The following is a 17,533-nucleotide window of genomic DNA, read 5'->3' as shown; positions in this document are numbered from 1 at the left end:
CGCCGTCAGCCGCCGGATTCGAGCGTGTGCGTGGCGTGCTTGTCTTGCGCCAGCAATTCCACCATCTGCGGCAGCGCGGTCTTCAGCGCCGCCTTCAGGGTGAAGGGCGGGTTGATCAGGAACATGCCGCTGGCCGGCAGGCCGGGGCGCTTGACGTCGCCCGCGGCGTTTTCAGTGAGCTTGCTGTTCTTGACCGTGAGCGTGGCATGCAGCCAGCCCTTGCCGGCCTTGGTGGCCAGCGTCTTGAGGCGGCGCGGCAGGTCGTGGGCTTCCGGGCGCGGGATGATGGGGTACCAGAACGCATAGGTGCCGGTGGCAAAACGCTTGAGCGAGTCGGCGGCCATGTCGAGCACCTTGGCGTAGTCGCTCTTGATTTCATAGCTGGGGTCGCAGAGCACAAGCGCGCGGCGGGCCGGCGGGGGCAGGAATTTCTTGATCCCCTCAAACCCGTCTTCGTGCAGGACGGCCACCTGGCGGCCTGCCTCCAGCTGGGCCACGTTGCCCGCCAGCGCCCGCAGGTCCGTGGGATGCAGCTCGAAGAGCTTGAGCTTGTCGTGGCCGCGCAGCAGGCGCTGGGCGATGAACGGGGAGCCCGGGTACACGCGCAGCGCACTGCCCTGGTTGAAGGCGCGGACCATGTCCACATAGGCCTGCAGGGCGGGCGTGAGGGCGGGCGCGGTGGGTGCAAAAAGCCGGACGATGCCGTCCGCTGCCTCGCCGCTGGTGCTGGCATAGTCGCCATCGAGCCGGTACAGTCCCGCGCCCGCGTGGGTGTCCAGCACGGTCAGTGCCGCGTCTTTCTCGGTAAGGTGTTGCAAGGCGGCGATCAAGACCGTGTGCTTGAGCACATCGGCATGGTTGCCTGCGTGGAAGGCGTGGCGATAACTGAACATGGCCCTATGGTAACGAGTGCGCCCCCGGCGCAGCGCAGTCGATGGGGCCATGGCCCGGCGGCAGGCCCCGGGCGCGCGGTCATGATCCGATGCGAATTTGTCATGGGCCCGGGCGCTGCCTGTCCCCATGGCGCGGCACAATCGGCGCTTGTCTGACCAGGGTGTGTAACTTTTTTGGCAGACCGGAAGCCTTTTGTTTCTGTCATGCATGCTGGCATGCTTCATGATTGCGATGAAAACGGCCTTGGCACCCGTTCGCTCACAATCCCCCGCCGAAGCCCGCATTCACGCCCCATTCTCTTCACCATGATCGCAAGTTCCAGCCAAGCCTCTGCCAGTGGTGTCAGCCATGTGGATGCGCTGCCCCCCGGCACCCGCCTCGCGGAATTCGAGATCCTGGCGCTCCTTGGCGTGGGCGGGTTCGGCATGGTCTACAAGGCCTTCGACCATTCTCTGCACCGGGCGGTGGCGATCAAGGAGTACATGCCTTCGGCGCTGGCGGGCCGTGCGCAGGGCCAGTCGCTGTGGGTGCGGTCGTCGTCCGACCAGCAGACCTTCCATGCCGGGCTGGCGTCTTTCGTGGGAGAGGCGCGCCTGCTGGCCCAGTTCGACCATCCCTCGCTCGTGAAGGTGTTCCGCTTCTGGGAGGCCAACAACACCGCGTACATGGTCATGCCGCTGTACACCGGCATGACGTTCAAGCAGGCCCGCGCCCAGATGCGCACCCCGCCCCCCGAGATCTGGCTGCGCAAGGTGCTGTGGTCGGTGCTCGGCGCCCTGCGGGTGCTGCACGACGGGAAAACCCTGCACCGGGACATTTCGCCTGACAACATCTTCCTGCAGGACAGTGGCCCTCCGGTGCTGCTGGACCTGGGCGCCGCCCGGCATGCGATCAATGACCAGGACCGCAAGCACACGGCCGTGCTCAAGGTGAACTACGCACCCATCGAGCAGTATTCCGACGGCGACGAGGAACTGCGCCAGGGCCCCTGGAGCGACCTGTACTCCCTGGCCGCCGTGGTGCATGGCTGCCTGTGCAACGACACGCCGCTGCCCGCGACCCTGCGTTCCATCCGTGATCGCATGGTGTCGTTCTCCCGGGTGGCAAGAACCGTCAAGCGCCAGTTCGGCGTGGAATATTCCGCGCCCTTCGTGGCGGCGATCGCGCAATCCCTGGCGCTCAAGCCCGAGGACCGGCCGCAGAGCATCGATGCGTTCCTGCAGCTCATGGAGATGACGTCCGCGCCGGAAGGAAGCGAACATTTCGATTTCCGTGCCGATCTGGGCGACATCTGGGTCGAGCCCGCCGACCAGCCCGGCCCGGGCCTGCTCACGCCCACGGTGGATGTGACGTCCGCGGCCAGCAGCGTGGTGGAGATACCGCCCCAGGCGCCGCGCGCCGCGGCGCAGGCGCCCGCCCGCGATGCGCGCGAGGACGACCCCTCCGGGGAGGAGGCCGCGGCCGGCGGCGACACCGTGATGCTCGGGGGGCCGGACACGGTGGCCGCCGAGGCTGGAGACACGGTCTTCATCGACGCCGGGGATACCGTCGTGGCCGACGACTCCCGCTATGACGACCCTGCGGCCGGCCACCGGCACGGGGCCGCCGCGCGGCATGCGCACGATCACCGGCCGCGGCCGATGGAGCGTGAGGTTCCCCGTGCCGCAAGCAAGGCGGCCAGAACGGCGCGGCGCTCCCCCGTGGTGGTCTGGCTGGGCGTGGCCGTTTTTGCCGTGGTGGCCTCGGCGGCAGGACTGCGCTGGGCCCAGAGCAGCAAGGCGCCGCACGACGACATCATCACCGAGATGGCCGAGCGGCCGGCTGCCACGCCGCCCGCCCTGGTGGAGACCGCGCTGGCCGACATGGCTGCGAGCGCGCCGGCTGCGGTGGCTTCCCTTGACGGCGCGGCGGGCGCTGCGGTGGCTGCATCCCTGCCTGCGCCTGCCTTTGTTCCGGCCTCCGCGCCGCGCACGCCGCCCCGGACCGCGAAGCGCGCGGCGCCCGAGCCCGCACCCGTGCAGGCCGTGGTGCACGAGGAACCCCCGCCACCGCCGCCCCCGGTCGTGGCCGAGCCCAAGCCTCGCCCGCTGCCGCCGCGCGTGCCCAGTCCGCAGGAGGCCTGTGCCGACGCCAATTTCCTGGCGCGGCCCATGTGCATCCACCAGGAATGCCAGAAGCCATCGCAGGCGGGGCAGGCCGTGTGCGTGGAAAACCGCCGCCGCTATGAGGCCGAGGAGCAGCGCCGCCGCCAGACCCCCAACTGAGGGTGGCCGCCGGGGCCTGGAGCACTGTGCGCACGGGCGGCTTGCGCCCCTGGCACGCAAATTCGTATAATCGAGGGCTTCGCAGCGCTTTGTGGTCCCGCGGCGGAGACATTTTCGCCACCTAAGAGGCTTCCTTCAGAGAAGCACCGACCGTGGAAAAGGACCCGCCAAACCCTCTTCATAAGAGAAAACTCATGACTACTACTTTCAGCGCCAAGCCCGCTGAGGTCGTGCACGAGTGGTTTGTGATTGACGCGACCGACAAGGTCCTCGGACGAGTAGCCAGCGAAGTTGCTCTCCGTTTGCGCGGCAAACACAAGGCCATTTACACGCCTCACGTCGATACCGGTGACTTCATCGTCATCATCAACGCCGCCCAGCTCAAGGTCACCGGCACCAAGTCCCTGGACAAGGTGTACTACCGCCACTCGGGTTACCCCGGCGGCATCACGGCCACGAACTTCCGCGACATGCAAGCCAAGCACCCCGGCCGCGCGCTGGAAAAGGCCGTCAAGGGCATGCTGCCCAAGGGCCCCCTTGGCTACGCGATGATCAAGAAACTCAAGGTGTACGGTGGTGCTGAGCATCCCCACACCGCCCAGCAGCCCAAAGTGCTGGAAATCTAAGGAGCCTTGAGATGATTGGTGAATGGAACAATGGCACCGGCCGTCGCAAGTCCAGCGTCGCCCGCGTGTTTCTGAAAAAAGGCTCCGGCAAGATCACGGTGAACGGCAAGGACATCCAGTCCTACTTCGGCCGCGAAACCTCGATCATGATTGCCAAGCAACCCCTGGCGTTGACCAACCATGTCGAAACCTTCGACATCCAGATCAACGTCCACGGCGGTGGTGAATCCGGCCAGGCCGGCGCTGCCCGCCACGGCATCACCCGCGCCCTGATCGATTACGACGCATCCCTCAAGCCCGTCCTGAGCCAAGCTGGCTTCGTGACGCGCGATGCACGTGAAGTCGAACGTAAGAAGGTCGGCCTGCACTCCGCACGCCGCGCCAAGCAGTTCTCCAAGCGTTAAGCTGGCTGGGCACTGCCGGACACCCGCCCCTGGGCGGATGTCCAACCCCTGCAAAGCGCTCCGTCCTGGATTGCTTTACAGAGCAAAAACCGCCTCCGGGCGGTTTTTTCGTTTAAGGTGCGCTCTTTTCTCCCGGGCCTCCCCGATGACTCCCCTGTTTTCACCATGCGCCTTCGCCTTCTGCGCCGCCGGCTGACGATCAGCGCCCCCCGGGTGGCCATCCGCAGCGCCTTGCCCTGGCCCCTGCGCTGGCTGGCCTTGGCGGTGGTTTTCGGGTTCTGCGCGGCGGTGGCGCTGTGGGCCTTCGAGTTCGGCAAGTCGATCGCGGGCCTGGACTCCGTTTCCCGGGACGAATTGCTCCAGCTGCGCGCGGAGGTGGCCCGCCTGCGCGGCGTGGGCCAGGAGCAGCAGACGGTGGCCCATACGGCCGAGAGCCTGCTCGTGACCGAGCGGGCCGCCAAGGAAAGCCTGATGGCGCAGGTGCGACAGCTCGAGGCGGACAATCGGACGCTGCGCGAGGACCTGGGGTTTTTCGAGAAGCTGATTCCCGCGGCAAAGACCGAAGGGCTCGCGATTCGCAGCCTGCAGGCCGAAGTGCTGGGAGGGATGCAGCTGCGCTGGCAGGTCCTGGTGATCCAGGCCGCGCGCAATGCGCCCGAGTTCAATGGCCGGCTGGAACTGGTGCTGGCAGGCACCCAGGACGGCAGGCCCTGGACGCAGACCCAGCCGGCCCAGGGGCAGCCCTTGCAGGTCAAGCAGTACCGGCGCATCGAGGGGGTCCTCGATCTGCCGCCCAGCGCCGTGGTAAAAACCGTGACCGCCCGCGTGCTGGAAGGCACGACAGTGCGCGCCGTGCAGGCCATGGCCATCGACTAGTAGGAGCACCCGCAAGGCGCCCGCGATGGCCCCGGCCAGGCTGTCGTCGTCGAGAGAGGCCCCCGCCGCAAGCGCCGGGCCCGCGCAGAGGCCGCGCCGGTACGCCGTGGGCCTGGCATCCCGTTGTTTCCCATCCGCACGCTCCTTTCGGCCGGAGCGTGTCCTTTCAGGAGTTCTCACCCATGTTTTCCCGCAAAAAGCAGCCACCGATCAAAAGCCTGGTCGCCCAGGGCACCCGGATCGAGGGGGATGTGCACTTCGCAGAAGGGATGCGCATCGATGGCGAGGTGGTGGGGGACATCCGCGCGGGATCGGAGCAGTCCAGCATTCTGGTGATTTCCGAGACGGCCCGGGTGGAGGGTGCGGTGCACGCCGACCATGTGATCGTCAACGGGCAGGTGGTGGGTCCCGTGCATGCCGCGGAATTGCTGGAACTGCAGCCCAAGGCCAAGATCACAGGCAATGTGCACTACAAGGCGCTGGAGATGCACCAGGGCGCCGTGATCGCCGGGCAGATGTGCCCTGTGGCCGTGCTGGTGGAGGAAAAGCCCCCACTGAAGTTAGCGTCAAACAGCCAGTGAACTGAATTCCCGAGCGGTCTGCAGTACTATTCACCGCAAACATTGAACCCGGAGTACCCCATGAGCGCTGTTGCCGAAAACATCCAGACCGAAATGCCCGCCCCCATTCTGTTCACGGACAGCGCGGCGGCCAAGGTGGCGGACCTGATCGCCGAAGAGGGCAATCCTGACCTGAAACTGCGCGTTTTCGTGCAGGGTGGCGGTTGCTCGGGGTTCCAGTATGGCTTCACCTTCGATGAAATCACCAACGAAGACGACACCACCATGACCAAGAATGGCGTGTCGCTGCTGATCGATGCCATGAGCTACCAGTACCTGGTCGGCGCAGAGATCGACTACAAGGAAGACCTGCAGGGCGCCCAGTTCGTCATCAAGAACCCCAACGCCACCACCACCTGCGGCTGCGGCTCCAGCTTCTCCGCCTGAGGGTGTGCCTCTGCGCCGCGCCAGCGGCACGGAATGAAACGACAAGCCGCCCGGACGGGCGGCTTTTTTCATGGGGATACCCCTTTTCGTTTTCCTGGAAAAGCCATCCTGGCGTGCCATGCAGCAAGACAGATCCCTGAAAGTGCTCCTGTGGCTGGTGGCCATCGGCTTCTTCATGCAGACGCTGGACGCCACCATCGTCAACACCGCGCTGCCCGCCATGGCCCGCAGCCTTGGAGAAAGCCCGCTGCGCATGCAGTCGGTGGTGGTGGCCTATTCGCTGGCCATGGCCATGCTGATACCGGCTTCCGGGTGGCTGGCCGACCGTTTTGGTTCACGGCGCGTCTATCTGTCCGCCATCGTGCTGTTCGTGCTGGGTTCGGTGTGCTGCGCGCTCGCGCAAAGCCTGACCCAGCTGGTGGCGGCGCGCGTGGTGCAGGGGCTGGGCGGGGCGTTGCTGCTGCCGGTGGGGCGGCTGGTGGTGCTGCGCACCTTTCCGCGCGAGCAGTTCCTGCAGGCCATGAGTTTCGTTGCCATTCCGGGCCTGATCGGGCCACTGATCGGCCCCACGCTGGGCGGCTGGCTCGTGGAGGCGGCGTCGTGGCACTGGATCTTCCTCATCAATGTGCCGGTGGGGCTGGTGGGCTGCATCGCCACCCTGCGTTTCATGCCGGGCGAGCCCGTGACCTTCGTGCCCCGCTTCGACCTGGCGGGCTACCTGATGCTCGCCTTCGGCATGGTGTCGCTCTCGCTGGCGCTGGACGGCCTGGCCAGCATGGGGCTGCGCCAGGCGGGCGTGCTGGTGCTGATGGTCTTCGGGCTGGCCAGCCTGGTGGCCTACTGGCTGCACGCGGCGCGGCGGGCCGACCCGCTGTTTTCGCCGCGGCTCTTTTCCATTGACACACTGCGCATCGGTCTGCTGGGCAACCTGTTCTCGCGCCTGGGCAGCTCCTGCATGCCATTCCTGGTCCCGCTGCTGCTGCAGGTCACCATGGGCTACTCGCCCCTGCAGGCCGGCATGATGATGCTGCCCGTGGCCATCGCCGGCATGTCGATGAAGCGCTTCACCACGCCGCTGATCACCCGTTTCGGCTACCGGCAGGTGCTGGTGGGCAACACCCTGCTCGTGGGCGTCACGATGGCCAGCTTTGGCCTGGCCGCTCCCACGCAGCCCCTGTGGGTGCATGTGGCGCAGCTGGCGGTCTTTGGCGCCGTGAATTCCCTGCAGTTCACCGCCATGAACACCGTGACGCTCAAGGACCTGGAACATGCCATGGCAAGCAGCGGCAACAGCCTGTTGTCGATGGTGCAGATGGTGGCCATGGGAATGGGCGTGGCGGCCGCAGGGGCGGTGCTGGCTGCGTTCACTGATTTCTTCCCTGCCGGCGGCGCCCAGGAGACGCTGAGGGCGTTCCAGGCCACGTTCGCATGCATGGGGCTCATCACCGTGGCCTCGGCGGGCATCTTCTGGCAGCTGTCGCCCCAGGACCGCGCCGGCAGCCGGGCCGCAGCCACGGCGGACGCCACCGACCACGGCTGAAGGGGGTTTCGGGGAAGGGGCCGCCAGGCCCGGCCCGGATCAGGCGGGGTAGACCGCGCCCAGCACGCGGGCGCCCACGGCCCCGGTGACGCTGGCCAGGTTGCCGGGCTGCCCGTGCAGCGCCTGCCGCGCCAGCCAGGCAAAAGCCGCGGCCTCGACCTGCAGGGCCGGCAGGCCCAGCGCATCGGTGGCGACGACCCGCACGGCGGGGCATGCGGCCTGCAGCCGCGCCATCAGGTGGGTGTTCAGGGCGCCGCCACCGCACACCGCCAGGGTGTTGCTATTCTCTTGATAGCTATTGGCACTGATGGCGCAAGCGCGGGCGGTGTATTCCGTCAGGGTGGCCTGTACGTCCACGGGGTCCGCCGATGCCCATGGCTGCAGATGCCGCGCGAGCCAGATGGGGTTGAACAGGTCGCGCCCCGTGCTCTTGGGCGGGGGCTTGTGCAGAAAGGGTTCGTCAAGCAGCGAGGCCAGCAGCGCCGGCAGCACCTGGCCGCTCGCGGCCCATGCACCGTCCGCATCGAAAGGCTGGCCGGTATGCTGCTGGCACCAGTGGTCCATCAGCGCGTTGCCGGGGCCGCAGTCAAACCCCAGCACGCTGGCCCCCCCGGCACCCAGCACGCTGAGGTTGGAGATGCCCCCGAGGTTGAGCACCAGCACGGTCTCGTCCGCGCGGCCGAACACGCCCTGGTGGAACGCGGGCACCAGGGGCGCACCCTGGCCGCCGGCGGCCACGTCGCGGCTGCGGAAATCCGCCACCACGGTGATGCCCGTGCGTTCCGCCAGCACGGCGGGGCTGCCCAGCTGGAGGGTGTAGCCCGTTCCGTCGAATTCCTGGGGGCGGTGGCGCACCGTCTGCCCGTGGGCTCCGAGGGCGCGGATGGCGCTGGCCGGCTGTCCGCTGCGCTCCAGCAGCGCGTGCACCACCTCGGCATACGCGCGCGACAGCGCATTGCCCGCCAGCGCAGCGCGGTGCAGCTCGTTGCTGCCAGGGGTGTTCAGGGCGAGCAGTTCCGCCCGCAGCTCCGGCGCGAACGCCATGCTGGCGTGGTGCGTGACCACCATGCGGGGGCCGGAAAAATCCGCTAGCACCCCGTCGATGCCATCGAGCGAGGTGCCCGACATCAGGCCGATGTACAGATCAGACATGGCCCGGGGGATGTGCGCGCGGATGCTGCCAGCGGCTCAGTCTGCGCTGGCCTGTTCGACAAGCGCCGCAGCGGACAGCTGGATGCGCATGTTGGACGCCAGGCGCTCGAACGCGGGTCGCCCGGCCGCCGAGACGGGGGCCGCCGCTTCGCTCTGGGCGACGATGGTCTGCGGATCCTGGTGCACGCCGTTCACGCGGAATTCGAAATGCAGGTGGGGGCCGGTGGCCCAGCCGGTGGCGCCCACTGCGCCCAGCGTCTGGCCCTGTTCTACGGACTGGCCCTGGCGCACGTCGATGCGGCTCAGATGGGCGTACACGGTGACGTGCTGGTTGCGGTGCTTGACGAAGACCACGTTGCCAAAGCCGTTCTGCACGCCGGCAAACTCGACCACGCCGTCGCCCACGGTGCGCACGGAGGTGCCGGAGGGGGCCGCGAAATCGGTGCCCAGGTGAGCGCGCCAGGTCTTCAGGATGGGGTGCATGCGCATCTTGAAGCCGCTGGTCACGCGCGAGAACTCGACCGGCGAGGTCAGGTAGGCGCGGCGCATGCTCTCGCCGTCGAGCGTGTAGTAGGCGCCCTTGGCGGCGCCCGGCTCCTGGAACCACAGGGCCTGGTGGGTCTTGCCGTTGTTGACGAACTCGGCGCTCAGCACCCGGCCGCTGGACAGGGGCTCGCCGTCGGCTTCCAGGGTTTCATACACCACCGAGAAGCGGTCGCCCTTGCGCAGCGAACGGCGAAAGTCGATGTTGCCCGAGAAGAGTTCGGCCATCTGCACGGCCACGCCGTCGGGGATGTTGGAGGCATCGGTGGCGGCGAACAGCGAGCTGTGGATGATGCCGCCCGCCAGGCGGCTGCCCACCGTCATCTTGGCGGTTTCGATGCGGGAGCTGAATTTGTCGCCGTTGCGCTCGACGATGAGCCGGCGGAAGCTGCCGCTGTCGTCGGGCACCCAGCGCACGGTCAGGCGGGTCAGGCGGTGGTCGTCGGTGGTCTCGGCCGACACGGCACGGCCGGTGCGCCCGAGCACATTTTGTCGGACAGGAGTGTCACCGCGCATGAACGCGGCGGCGGCCGGGTCGGCCACGCCCAGGCGCTGCAACAGCGATTCGGGGGTGTCGCTGCTGCGCACCTGTTCGGAGCGGAACAGCGAGAAGCCCGGGGCGTCGAGCTCGCCCAGCACGAGGTTTTCGGCCAGCGATTCGACGGGGTAGCTCACCATGCGCACCGGCAGCTCGGCCGGGTCGGGCGCAAAGGACGCCACGGCGAACGCGCCGCCGCCGCCCGTCAGCAGCAGGGCTGCGACAGCGGCGGTGATGCGTTTGGGATGTTGTTGGATCGTGCGGGACAGCCGGTCAAGCAAAGCGGTGCTGGCGGTGCGGACCGTAGTGAGGCCGTGAATCAAAGGTCTATCCCCAGGGTGAGCGTGACTTCCTGAAACTCCCCCGTTGCGACGGCGGGGCGAGGCCAGGAACACAGGCTGCCAGGCATGTGGCCATGCGACAGCGTGAAAACAGGTCGAAACGGCGGGCCTACTAGAATCCGCCTCAAGCAATGTGGGCTGAAGTATAGCGGTGCATGCTGTCTAGACATCCCAAAAAACCCTTATGAATCAATCTGCTGTTACAACAACCCCGGTCTCTGATGGTGTAAGACAGGCCCTCGAAATCTCGCTGCGCGGCGTGCAGGAACTGCTGCCGCAGGACGAATGGGTCAAGAAGCTGGCGCGCTCGGAGGCCACGGGCCAGCCGCTGCGCATCAAACTGGGACTCGATCCCACGGCACCCGACATCCACATCGGCCACACGGTGGTGCTGAACAAGATGCGGCAATTGCAAGATCTGGGCCACCAGGTGATCTTCCTGATCGGGGACTTCACGAGCCTGATCGGCGACCCTTCCGGCCGCAACAGCACGCGCCCGCCGCTCACGCCCGAGCAGATCAAGGTGAACGCCGAGACCTACTACAAGCAGGCCAGCATGGTGCTGGACCCCGCGCGCACCGAGATCCGCTACAACAGCGAATGGAGCGAGCCCCTGGGCGCGAGCGGCATGATCCAGCTCGCCTCCCGGTACACCGTGGCGCGCATGATGGAGCGCGACGATTTCCACAAGCGCTTCACCACCGGCCAATCCATCGCGGTGCACGAGTTTCTGTACCCGCTGATGCAGGGCTACGACTCGGTGGCCCTGAAAAGCGACCTGGAGCTGGGCGGCACCGACCAGAAGTTCAACCTGCTCATGGGCCGCCACCTGCAGCAGGAATACGGCCAGGAGCCGCAGTGCGTGCTCACCATGCCGCTGCTGGTGGGCCTGGACGGCGTGGACAAGATGTCCAAGTCCAAGAACAACTACATCGGCATCGCCGAAGAGCCCAACACCATGTTCGCCAAGGTGCTGTCGATCAGCGACACGCTGATGTGGGACTGGTACACGCTGCTGTCGTTCAAGAGCCTGGCCGAGATCGCCGCGCTCAAGGCCGAGATCGCGGGCGGGCGCAACCCCAAGGACGCGAAGGTCATGCTGGCCAAGGAAATCACCGCGCGCTTCCACAGCGCTGCGGCGGCCGATGCGGCCGAGCAGGATTTCATCAACCGCAGCAAGGGCGGCGTGCCCGATGAGATTCCTGAAGTGTCCCTGTCGGGTGCGCCGCTGGGCATCGGTGCCTTGCTCAAGCAGGCCAACCTGGCGCCGTCCGGCAGCGAGGCCAACCGCCTGATCGATGGCGGCGGCGTGCGGGTGGATGGCAGCGTGGTCAGCGACAAGGGCCTGAAGCTGGCCGCCGGCACCTACGTGGTGCAGGTGGGCAAGCGCAAGTTTGCACGGGTGACCTTGGCCTGATTTTTAGTCAAATTGGCCACTGGCGCTTGATGGATAAGCGCTGGTAGCTATCAAAACAAAAGCGCTAGGTCCGGCCGGACCCGCGCTTTTCTGCTGTCAGTCCAGGTTGTCGTTCAGGTCCGGGTCGGGCACATCCCCGATCGCTTCGCGGGTGGCCTGGGCCTGCACCTGCAGCCAGGCGCAAAACGCCTTGATCTCCGGCCGCTGCGCGCTGCGGGGCCCCACCATCAGCCAGTAGGCCAGCGGGGAGTCGATGCGATGGCCGGGCAGCACCTCCACCAGGTCGCCTGCGGCCAGTGCATCGGCAATCAGCGGCATGCGCGCCAGCGCCAGGCCCTGGCCGGCGAGGGCGGCCTGCACGATCTGGTGGGCGTAGTTGAAATACAGCCAGCGCTCGGGCTGCAGCTTGGCCAAATCCCGCGCGTCGAACCAGCGGCGCCAGCTGAGCCATTCCAGGTGCTGGCTGCGGTGCGCGTCGCCCGCCTCGATCAGCGTGAACTGGGTGACATCGGCCGGCGTGCGCAGGGGCTTGCCGCTCTTGAGTAGCCAGGGGCTGGCCACCACGGCCAGCTGCTCGCCAAACAGGCGCTGTCCGCCCAGGGTGCCCGCGCCCGGCATGCTGTAGCGCAGGGCCAGGTCCACGTCCGAGGTTTCCAGGTCCACCGGCACGTCGCTCGCATCAATGCGGATGTCGATGCCCGGGTTGTCGCGCTGGAACTCCTCCATGCGCGGGATCAGCCACATCGATGCGAAGCTGGCCCAGGTGGTGATGGCCACGCTGCGGCGCCCGGCCGTCTGGCGCACCAGGCGCACGGCGGCGTCCATGCGCTCGAGCGCCGGGGCCACGGCGCGCTGCAGCTGCGCGCCCGCGCTGGTCAGCTCCACCGCCCGCGTGTGGCGCAGGAACAGCGCCACGCCCACTTCTTCTTCCAGTGCCTGGATCTGGCGGCTCACGGCGGACTGGGTGAGCGCCAGCTCGTCGGCGGCGGCGCGGAAGTTCAGGTGCTTGGCCACGGCGAGAAAGGCGCGCCAATGGCCGGTGGCCACGGGGCGGGTGCGAAGGACGGCAGGGGAGTATTCGGCAGAGGCCATGGCAGGTGTCCTGGATGCGATTCATGCGTTGGCGGAATGAATAGCGTACCGCGTTTTCATTGGACTGTGTGTGCCGCCGAGCGCACTATCCAGTCTCCGAAACACCTTTTCATCGAAGCCAAGGAGCCTGTCATGTCCCCCCGCAACGTTCTGGAATCGCAACAATCCGTGCACGCCAGCCTGGCTGGCCGATCTGCGGCCGGTTGCTGGAAACTGGCCACGGGCCAGGCGCTGTCGCTGCGCCCGCACACCCATGGCGTGCTGCAGATTGCCCAGGGGCAGGTCTGGCTCACCCTGAGCGGGTCTTTGGCGGACCTGCCCGGTGCCACGGCCGACCATCTGCTGCGGGCGGGCGAGCAGCTGGCTGTCGCGCCCGGCCAGCATGTGGTGATGGAGGCCTGGAACCCCGGCGGTGGCACCGAGCCCGTGGCCTTCCACTGGGATGGCGCGGCCGCCCCGGCGACGACCCTGCCCCACAGCCTGGCCGCCCGCGACTGGGAATGTGGCGTGGTGCAGCCGCTGCGCGACCTGGGGCATGCCCTGGGGCAGGGCGGACGTGCCCTGGGCGCTGCGTTGGAGGAGGTGACGGGCGCGGGCGGGCGGTTTGCTGCTGGCCTGGCTCGCTTTGCTCTCAATCGGATAGCGCCACAGGGACAGCGCAGGCCCGCTTGAGGACTACATGCAGGAAAAGCATCAATCGGTGCCGTGCTTTTCATTGGACGTTGTTCTGCAAGCCGCGCACCATACGGTCTTACTAGGGTTAACCCGGAGAATGCCATGACAACCTCTCACGCTCTTCATCTGTTCGCATCTTCCCGCGCCGTGGGCGCTTCGGCCGCTGGCGCCGGCACCGTGGCCGCTGGCGCCGCCGTCAGCCTGGTCCCCAGGGCCGCGATGACCTTGCGCATCGCCGAAGGCCAGGCCTGGGTGACGCTGGGCAAGGGCCTGGGCGACAGCAGCGATGTGTTCCTGTGCGCCGGCCAGTCGCTGCAGCTCGCCGCGGGCCAGTCGGTGGTGGTGGAACCCCTGAACGGCCGCCGCCTGCAGTACCGCTGGGTGCGCGGCGAGGCTGCCAGTGCCCGCCCTGCATCGTGGTGGCGCCGCGCATCCGTGGGCAACGGGGCTCCCGCCTGGGGCGACGCCGCCTGCTGCGCCTGAGGGCTCCGGCCTGATCCGGAGAGGGGCCTGCCCCGCCGGTGTTCGGGTGTGCAATAGAGCTTCAAAGAGCTGCTGGCGCTTGACCATCAAGCGCTAGCAGCTCTTTTTTTGATAGCAATGGGTGAGCGCCAGGTTGTCAGCGTGCGTTGCCGTCGCCCAGCAGCCCGATCAACTGGGCCTGCAACGTCGTCAATATTTCATCCGACAACGCCGGCCGCGCCGCGGCGGTGGCGCGGGCCAGCACCAGCCCGCCGACCATGGTGGCCAGCACCTGCATGGCGCGGGCGCGGTCTTGGGGCTGCACGGTGGCGTCCCCACCGCAGAGCAGCTGGGCAAAACGCCCGATGTTGCGCTCAATGCCCTGGGCGAACACTTCCGACAGCTCGCAGCCCGCCCGCGCGGCGTCCACCGCCAGCGCGGCGGCCGGGCAGCCCGTGCCGGGCGAGTCGCGGTGCTGGGGCGAGAGGTAGCTCTGGATGCGCTCACCGACCGTGGTGTTCGGGGTGGCGCCGTCCAGCGGGGCGATGGACCAGTCGAACGCCCGCGCACAGGCCTCCTGCACCAGCGCGTCCTTGGAAGCGAAATGCCGGTACAGCCCGCCATGCGTGAGCCCGGCGTCGCGCGTGATGTCGGCCACGCCCACGCCGGTCAGCCCCCGCTCGCGGTACAGGCGGGAGGCCGCGTCGAGGATGCCCTGCCGGTTCTCGGCGGCCTGTGCTTTGGAAACCTTCATGCTGCCTCTTATTGATTGCGATCGTACGCAAAAAGTGGTGATGCCTTTATGATGACGGCTGCAATCATAAAGGCGCGGATCGTTTCCGCGTGTCGCCGCAGTGCCCTGGAGCCGGTTCCTGGTGCTGCGCCCAATCTGTCTGACGAGGTGAATCCATGAAGAAGATGATCCATGGCGGCCGTGGTGCCGAGGTGTGGAATGGTGTGTGCTGCGACAAGGCGGTGGCCTGATGCGGCGCGTCGTGGTCACGGGCATGGGCCTGGTGTCGCCGCTGGGCTGCGGTGTGGAACTGGTGTGGCGGCGCCTGCTGGCGGGGCGCTCGGGCCTGTCGCGCCTGCCGGACGCTGTCACGGACGGCATTACCGCCAAGGTGGCGGGGCAGGTGCCGGATGTCGCTCAAGACCCCGAAGGTGGCTGGGACGTGGATGCCGTCGTCTCGTCCAAGGACCAGCGCAAGATGGACCGCTTCATCCCCTTTGCGCTGGGCGCGGCGCAGCAGGCGCTGGCGCAGGCCGGCTGGCCGCCTGCCGACGAGCGGGCGCGCGAGCGCACGGCCACCGTGATCGCCTCGGGCATTGGCGGCTTTGGCGCGATCGCCGAGGCGGTGCGCACCACTGATACGCGCGGCCCGCAGCGCCTGTCGCCGTTCACGGTGCCGTCGTTCCTGGTCAATCTGGCGGCGGGGCAGGTGTCGATCCGCAACGGGCTCAAGGGGCCGCTGGGCGCGCCGGTCACCGCCTGCGCCGCCAGCGTGCAGGCGATTGGCGATGCCGCGCGCCTGATCCGCAGCGGCGAGGCCGACGTGGCCGTGTGCGGGGGCAGCGAGGCGGCCATTGACCGCGTGAGCCTGGGCGGCTTTGCGGCGGCCAAGGCCCTGGGCACGGCGTTCAACGACACGCCCGAGCAGGCCTCGCGGCCGTTTGACGCGCAGCGCGACGGTTTCGTGATGGGCGAGGGCGCGGGCATGCTGGTGATCGAGGCGCTGGACCATGCCCTCGCGCGCGGCGCGCGGCCGCTGGCCGAGCTGGTGGGCTACGGCACGTCGGCCGACGCGTACCACATCACCTCCGGCCCCGAAGACGGTGACGGCGCCGCGCGCAGCATGTGGGCCGCCCTGGCGCAGGCAGGCCTCACGGCCCAGGACGTGCAGCACCTGAACGCGCACGCCACGTCCACGGGTGTGGGCGACCGGGGCGAGCTGGCCGCCATCCGCCGGGTGTTTGGCGCGGGGGCGCAGGTGGCCATCAGCTCCACCAAGTCGGCCACCGGCCATCTGCTGGGGGCGGCGGGAGCGGTGGCGGCCATCTTCACCGCGCTGGCGCTGCGCGACCAGGTGGTGCCGGGCACGCTGAACCTGCACACGCCCGATGCGCTGGCCGAGGGGCTGGACATGGTGGCGTTGCGGCCCCGGCCGATGGCGCTCACGCACGCCATGCTCAACGGGTTTGGTTTCGGCGGGGTGAACGCCAGCCTGCTGCTGCGGCGCTGGCCGGACGCCGCATGACGCGGCTTCAGCCCCCGCAGGGGCCCATGGGGGCCGGCGCGTGGGCGCGTGTCAGAGGACGAGCTGGCTGCGCATGGACTCGAACGCGGCCAGCGCTGCTTCGCCGTCGAGCCGTTCCATGCGCGCGAGCGCATCCACGTCCTCCACCGTGCTGAAGGCCAGGCTGAACTGCTGGAAGCGGCGCGCCGCCAGCGGGCCGTTGTGCAGCACCTCGACGTTGATGTGGCGGGGGTCGTTGCGGATGCGCTCGATGAGCTTGAGCACGGCCTTCTGCGGGCCTTCCAGCTGCTGGCAGAAGCGCTGGCCGTCGAAGATCAGCAGCCCCGTGATGTCAAGCTGCGCGTTCACCAGGCGCGCGCGCCCGGCGACCTCGGCCACCACGCTGGTGGGTTGGTCGGGTGCGAGGGTGCTCACGTAGAGCACTTCGTAGAGGTCGGGGCTGGGTTTCATAGACGATCCCAATGTAGGGAGCGCCCGGTGGTTGTGCAATGTCAAAAGACATACATGTAACTATCGCGCCACCGGGCGGGGCCGTGGCATCGTGGAGCCCTTGGAATGCCGGCCGCAGTCCCTAAAATCTCCCCACCCTCCGTCACGCCATGAACCCCAGCCTGCCCACCCATGCCTGCCCGCCCACCTGCCATGAATGCAGGCTGCGCGCAACGGGGGCATTCACGGCGGTGAAGCCCGAGGTGCTGGACTTCATAGAAGGCTTTCGCACCACCACCCTGGCCGTGGAGGCCGGTGGCGCGCTGGTGCGCGAGAACGAGGTCAATGCCAGGCTGTTCACGCTGTATGCGGGCTGGGCGTTTCGCTACAAGACGCTGAGCGACGGGCGCCGCCAGATCCTGAACTTCCTGCTGCCGGGCGACCTGGTGGGGCTGCAGCAGGAGTTTGGCGAGGTGTCCACCCATGGCATCGAGGCGCTCACCGACTGCGCGCTGTGCGTGTTCCAGAACGACAGCCTGTGGGCGTTGTTTCGCGAGCACCCGCGCCTGGGCTACGACATCACCTGGCTGTCGGCGCACGAGGAGGGCCATGTGGACGACAACCTGCTGACCGCCGGCCGCCGCAACGCCACCGAACGCGTGGCCATGCTGCTGATGCACCTGTACCGGCGGCTGGACCGCATCGGGCTGGTGGAGGCCGACGGCACCGTGGCGTTTCCGCTGAACCAGCAGCACATCGCGGATGCGCTCGGGCTGTCGCTGGTGCACACCAACAAGACCCTGCGGCGGCTGGCCACCCTGGGCCTGCATGAAATCAGGAACGGGCGGCTGCGCCTGCTCAACACCCGGGCGCTCGCGCGCATCGCCGAGTACTACGACAGGCCGCCCCGCCTGATGCCGCTGCTGTAGCGGATTGCCCGGCACGGGCGGGCGCAGCCGATAATCGTGGCCCAGCCTGCGCGGGGCTTCCCGCCCGGTATCGAATCTCCCCCAGA

Annotated in this window: 18 protein-coding genes; 12 read left to right on the top strand and 6 right to left on the bottom strand. The window is 67.9% G+C overall.

Features of this window, described 5'->3' with window-relative positions; translation table 11 throughout:
* Positions 1 to 5: 5 nt before the first annotated feature.
* Positions 6 to 893, bottom strand: a complete 888-nt coding sequence (locus AC3RCE_RS22010) for a 23S rRNA (adenine(2030)-N(6))-methyltransferase RlmJ (RefSeq protein WP_218296241.1) — start codon at positions 891 to 893, stop codon at positions 6 to 8.
* Positions 894 to 1,199: 306 nt separating this feature from the next.
* On the opposite strand from AC3RCE_RS22010, the gene AC3RCE_RS22005 reads away from it, so the two are divergent.
* The 7 genes from AC3RCE_RS22005 (at position 1,200) to mdtD (ending at position 7,611) form a co-directional block, all read left to right on the top strand.
* Positions 1,200 to 3,158 (top strand): serine/threonine protein kinase, encoded by a 1,959-nt coding sequence (locus AC3RCE_RS22005; protein ID WP_492253964.1) that lies wholly within the window; start codon positions 1,200 to 1,202, stop codon positions 3,156 to 3,158.
* Between the two features lie 194 nt (positions 3,159 to 3,352).
* On the top strand, positions 3,353 to 3,784 hold the full coding sequence (gene rplM / locus AC3RCE_RS22000) for a 50S ribosomal protein L13 (RefSeq protein ID WP_008907237.1): 432 nt from the start codon (positions 3,353 to 3,355) through the stop codon (positions 3,782 to 3,784).
* A gap of 11 nt (positions 3,785 to 3,795) precedes the next feature.
* Positions 3,796 to 4,188, top strand: coding sequence for a 30S ribosomal protein S9 (rpsI, locus tag AC3RCE_RS21995; RefSeq protein WP_005798582.1), 393 nt, complete (start codon positions 3,796 to 3,798; stop codon positions 4,186 to 4,188).
* Positions 4,189 to 4,353: 165 nt separating this feature from the next.
* The gene (locus AC3RCE_RS21990; RefSeq protein WP_492253963.1) at positions 4,354 to 5,064 is read left to right on the top strand and encodes a DUF6776 family protein; all 711 of its coding nucleotides are present in this window, start codon (positions 4,354 to 4,356) and stop codon (positions 5,062 to 5,064) included.
* A gap of 182 nt (positions 5,065 to 5,246) precedes the next feature.
* Entirely contained in the window at positions 5,247 to 5,645 is a 399-nt protein-coding gene (locus AC3RCE_RS21985; protein ID WP_218296238.1) for a bactofilin family protein, read from the top strand.
* A 60-nt stretch (positions 5,646 to 5,705) separates the two neighbouring features.
* Positions 5,706 to 6,071 (top strand): iron-sulfur cluster insertion protein ErpA, encoded by a 366-nt coding sequence (gene erpA / locus AC3RCE_RS21980; RefSeq protein ID WP_008907234.1) that lies wholly within the window; start codon positions 5,706 to 5,708, stop codon positions 6,069 to 6,071.
* A 118-nt stretch (positions 6,072 to 6,189) separates the two neighbouring features.
* Positions 6,190 to 7,611 (top strand): multidrug transporter subunit MdtD, encoded by a 1,422-nt coding sequence (mdtD, locus tag AC3RCE_RS21975; RefSeq protein WP_218296237.1) that lies wholly within the window; start codon positions 6,190 to 6,192, stop codon positions 7,609 to 7,611.
* Between the two features lie 39 nt (positions 7,612 to 7,650).
* Here the strand turns inward: mdtD and AC3RCE_RS21970 are convergent, their stop codons facing one another.
* Entirely contained in the window at positions 7,651 to 8,763 is a 1,113-nt protein-coding gene (locus tag AC3RCE_RS21970; RefSeq protein ID WP_492253962.1) for an anhydro-N-acetylmuramic acid kinase, read from the bottom strand.
* A gap of 36 nt (positions 8,764 to 8,799) precedes the next feature.
* Positions 8,800 to 10,167, bottom strand: coding sequence for a M23 family metallopeptidase (locus AC3RCE_RS21965; RefSeq protein ID WP_218339853.1), 1,368 nt, complete (start codon positions 10,165 to 10,167; stop codon positions 8,800 to 8,802).
* A 202-nt stretch (positions 10,168 to 10,369) separates the two neighbouring features.
* On the opposite strand from AC3RCE_RS21965, the gene tyrS reads away from it, so the two are divergent.
* Positions 10,370 to 11,602, top strand: a complete 1,233-nt coding sequence (gene tyrS / locus AC3RCE_RS21960; protein WP_218339852.1) for a tyrosine--tRNA ligase — start codon at positions 10,370 to 10,372, stop codon at positions 11,600 to 11,602.
* Between the two features lie 96 nt (positions 11,603 to 11,698).
* Here the strand turns inward: tyrS and AC3RCE_RS21955 are convergent, their stop codons facing one another.
* Positions 11,699 to 12,694, bottom strand: coding sequence for a LysR substrate-binding domain-containing protein (locus AC3RCE_RS21955; RefSeq protein WP_218296233.1), 996 nt, complete (start codon positions 12,692 to 12,694; stop codon positions 11,699 to 11,701).
* Between the two features lie 132 nt (positions 12,695 to 12,826).
* Here AC3RCE_RS21955 and AC3RCE_RS21950 point away from each other — a divergent pair, with 132 nt between their 5' ends.
* Positions 12,827 to 13,366, top strand: coding sequence for a DUF2917 domain-containing protein (locus AC3RCE_RS21950; protein WP_218339851.1), 540 nt, complete (start codon positions 12,827 to 12,829; stop codon positions 13,364 to 13,366).
* A gap of 105 nt (positions 13,367 to 13,471) precedes the next feature.
* The gene (locus AC3RCE_RS21945; protein WP_492253961.1) at positions 13,472 to 13,852 is read left to right on the top strand and encodes a DUF2917 domain-containing protein; all 381 of its coding nucleotides are present in this window, start codon (positions 13,472 to 13,474) and stop codon (positions 13,850 to 13,852) included.
* A 136-nt stretch (positions 13,853 to 13,988) separates the two neighbouring features.
* Here the strand turns inward: AC3RCE_RS21945 and AC3RCE_RS21940 are convergent, their stop codons facing one another.
* The gene (locus AC3RCE_RS21940) at positions 13,989 to 14,585 is read right to left on the bottom strand and encodes a TetR/AcrR family transcriptional regulator (RefSeq protein WP_492253960.1); all 597 of its coding nucleotides are present in this window, start codon (positions 14,583 to 14,585) and stop codon (positions 13,989 to 13,991) included.
* Between the two features lie 229 nt (positions 14,586 to 14,814).
* Between AC3RCE_RS21940 and fabF the strand changes: the two genes are divergently transcribed.
* Positions 14,815 to 16,089 (top strand): beta-ketoacyl-ACP synthase II, encoded by a 1,275-nt coding sequence (gene fabF, locus AC3RCE_RS21935; protein ID WP_492255422.1) that lies wholly within the window; start codon positions 14,815 to 14,817, stop codon positions 16,087 to 16,089.
* A gap of 51 nt (positions 16,090 to 16,140) precedes the next feature.
* Here fabF and AC3RCE_RS21930 read toward each other — a convergent pair whose 3' ends face one another.
* Positions 16,141 to 16,539, bottom strand: coding sequence for a BLUF domain-containing protein (locus tag AC3RCE_RS21930; protein WP_218296229.1), 399 nt, complete (start codon positions 16,537 to 16,539; stop codon positions 16,141 to 16,143).
* A 149-nt stretch (positions 16,540 to 16,688) separates the two neighbouring features.
* Here AC3RCE_RS21930 and AC3RCE_RS21925 point away from each other — a divergent pair, with 149 nt between their 5' ends.
* On the top strand, positions 16,689 to 17,447 hold the full coding sequence (locus tag AC3RCE_RS21925) for a Crp/Fnr family transcriptional regulator (RefSeq protein WP_218296228.1): 759 nt from the start codon (positions 16,689 to 16,691) through the stop codon (positions 17,445 to 17,447).
* Positions 17,448 to 17,533: the final 86 nt, after the last annotated feature.

The sequence above is a fragment of the Acidovorax sp. GW823-FHT05D11 genome, from assembly GCF_058795695.1.
The sequence above is the reverse complement of the archived record's forward strand: the minus strand, read 5'-3'. Positions and strand labels throughout refer to the sequence as shown.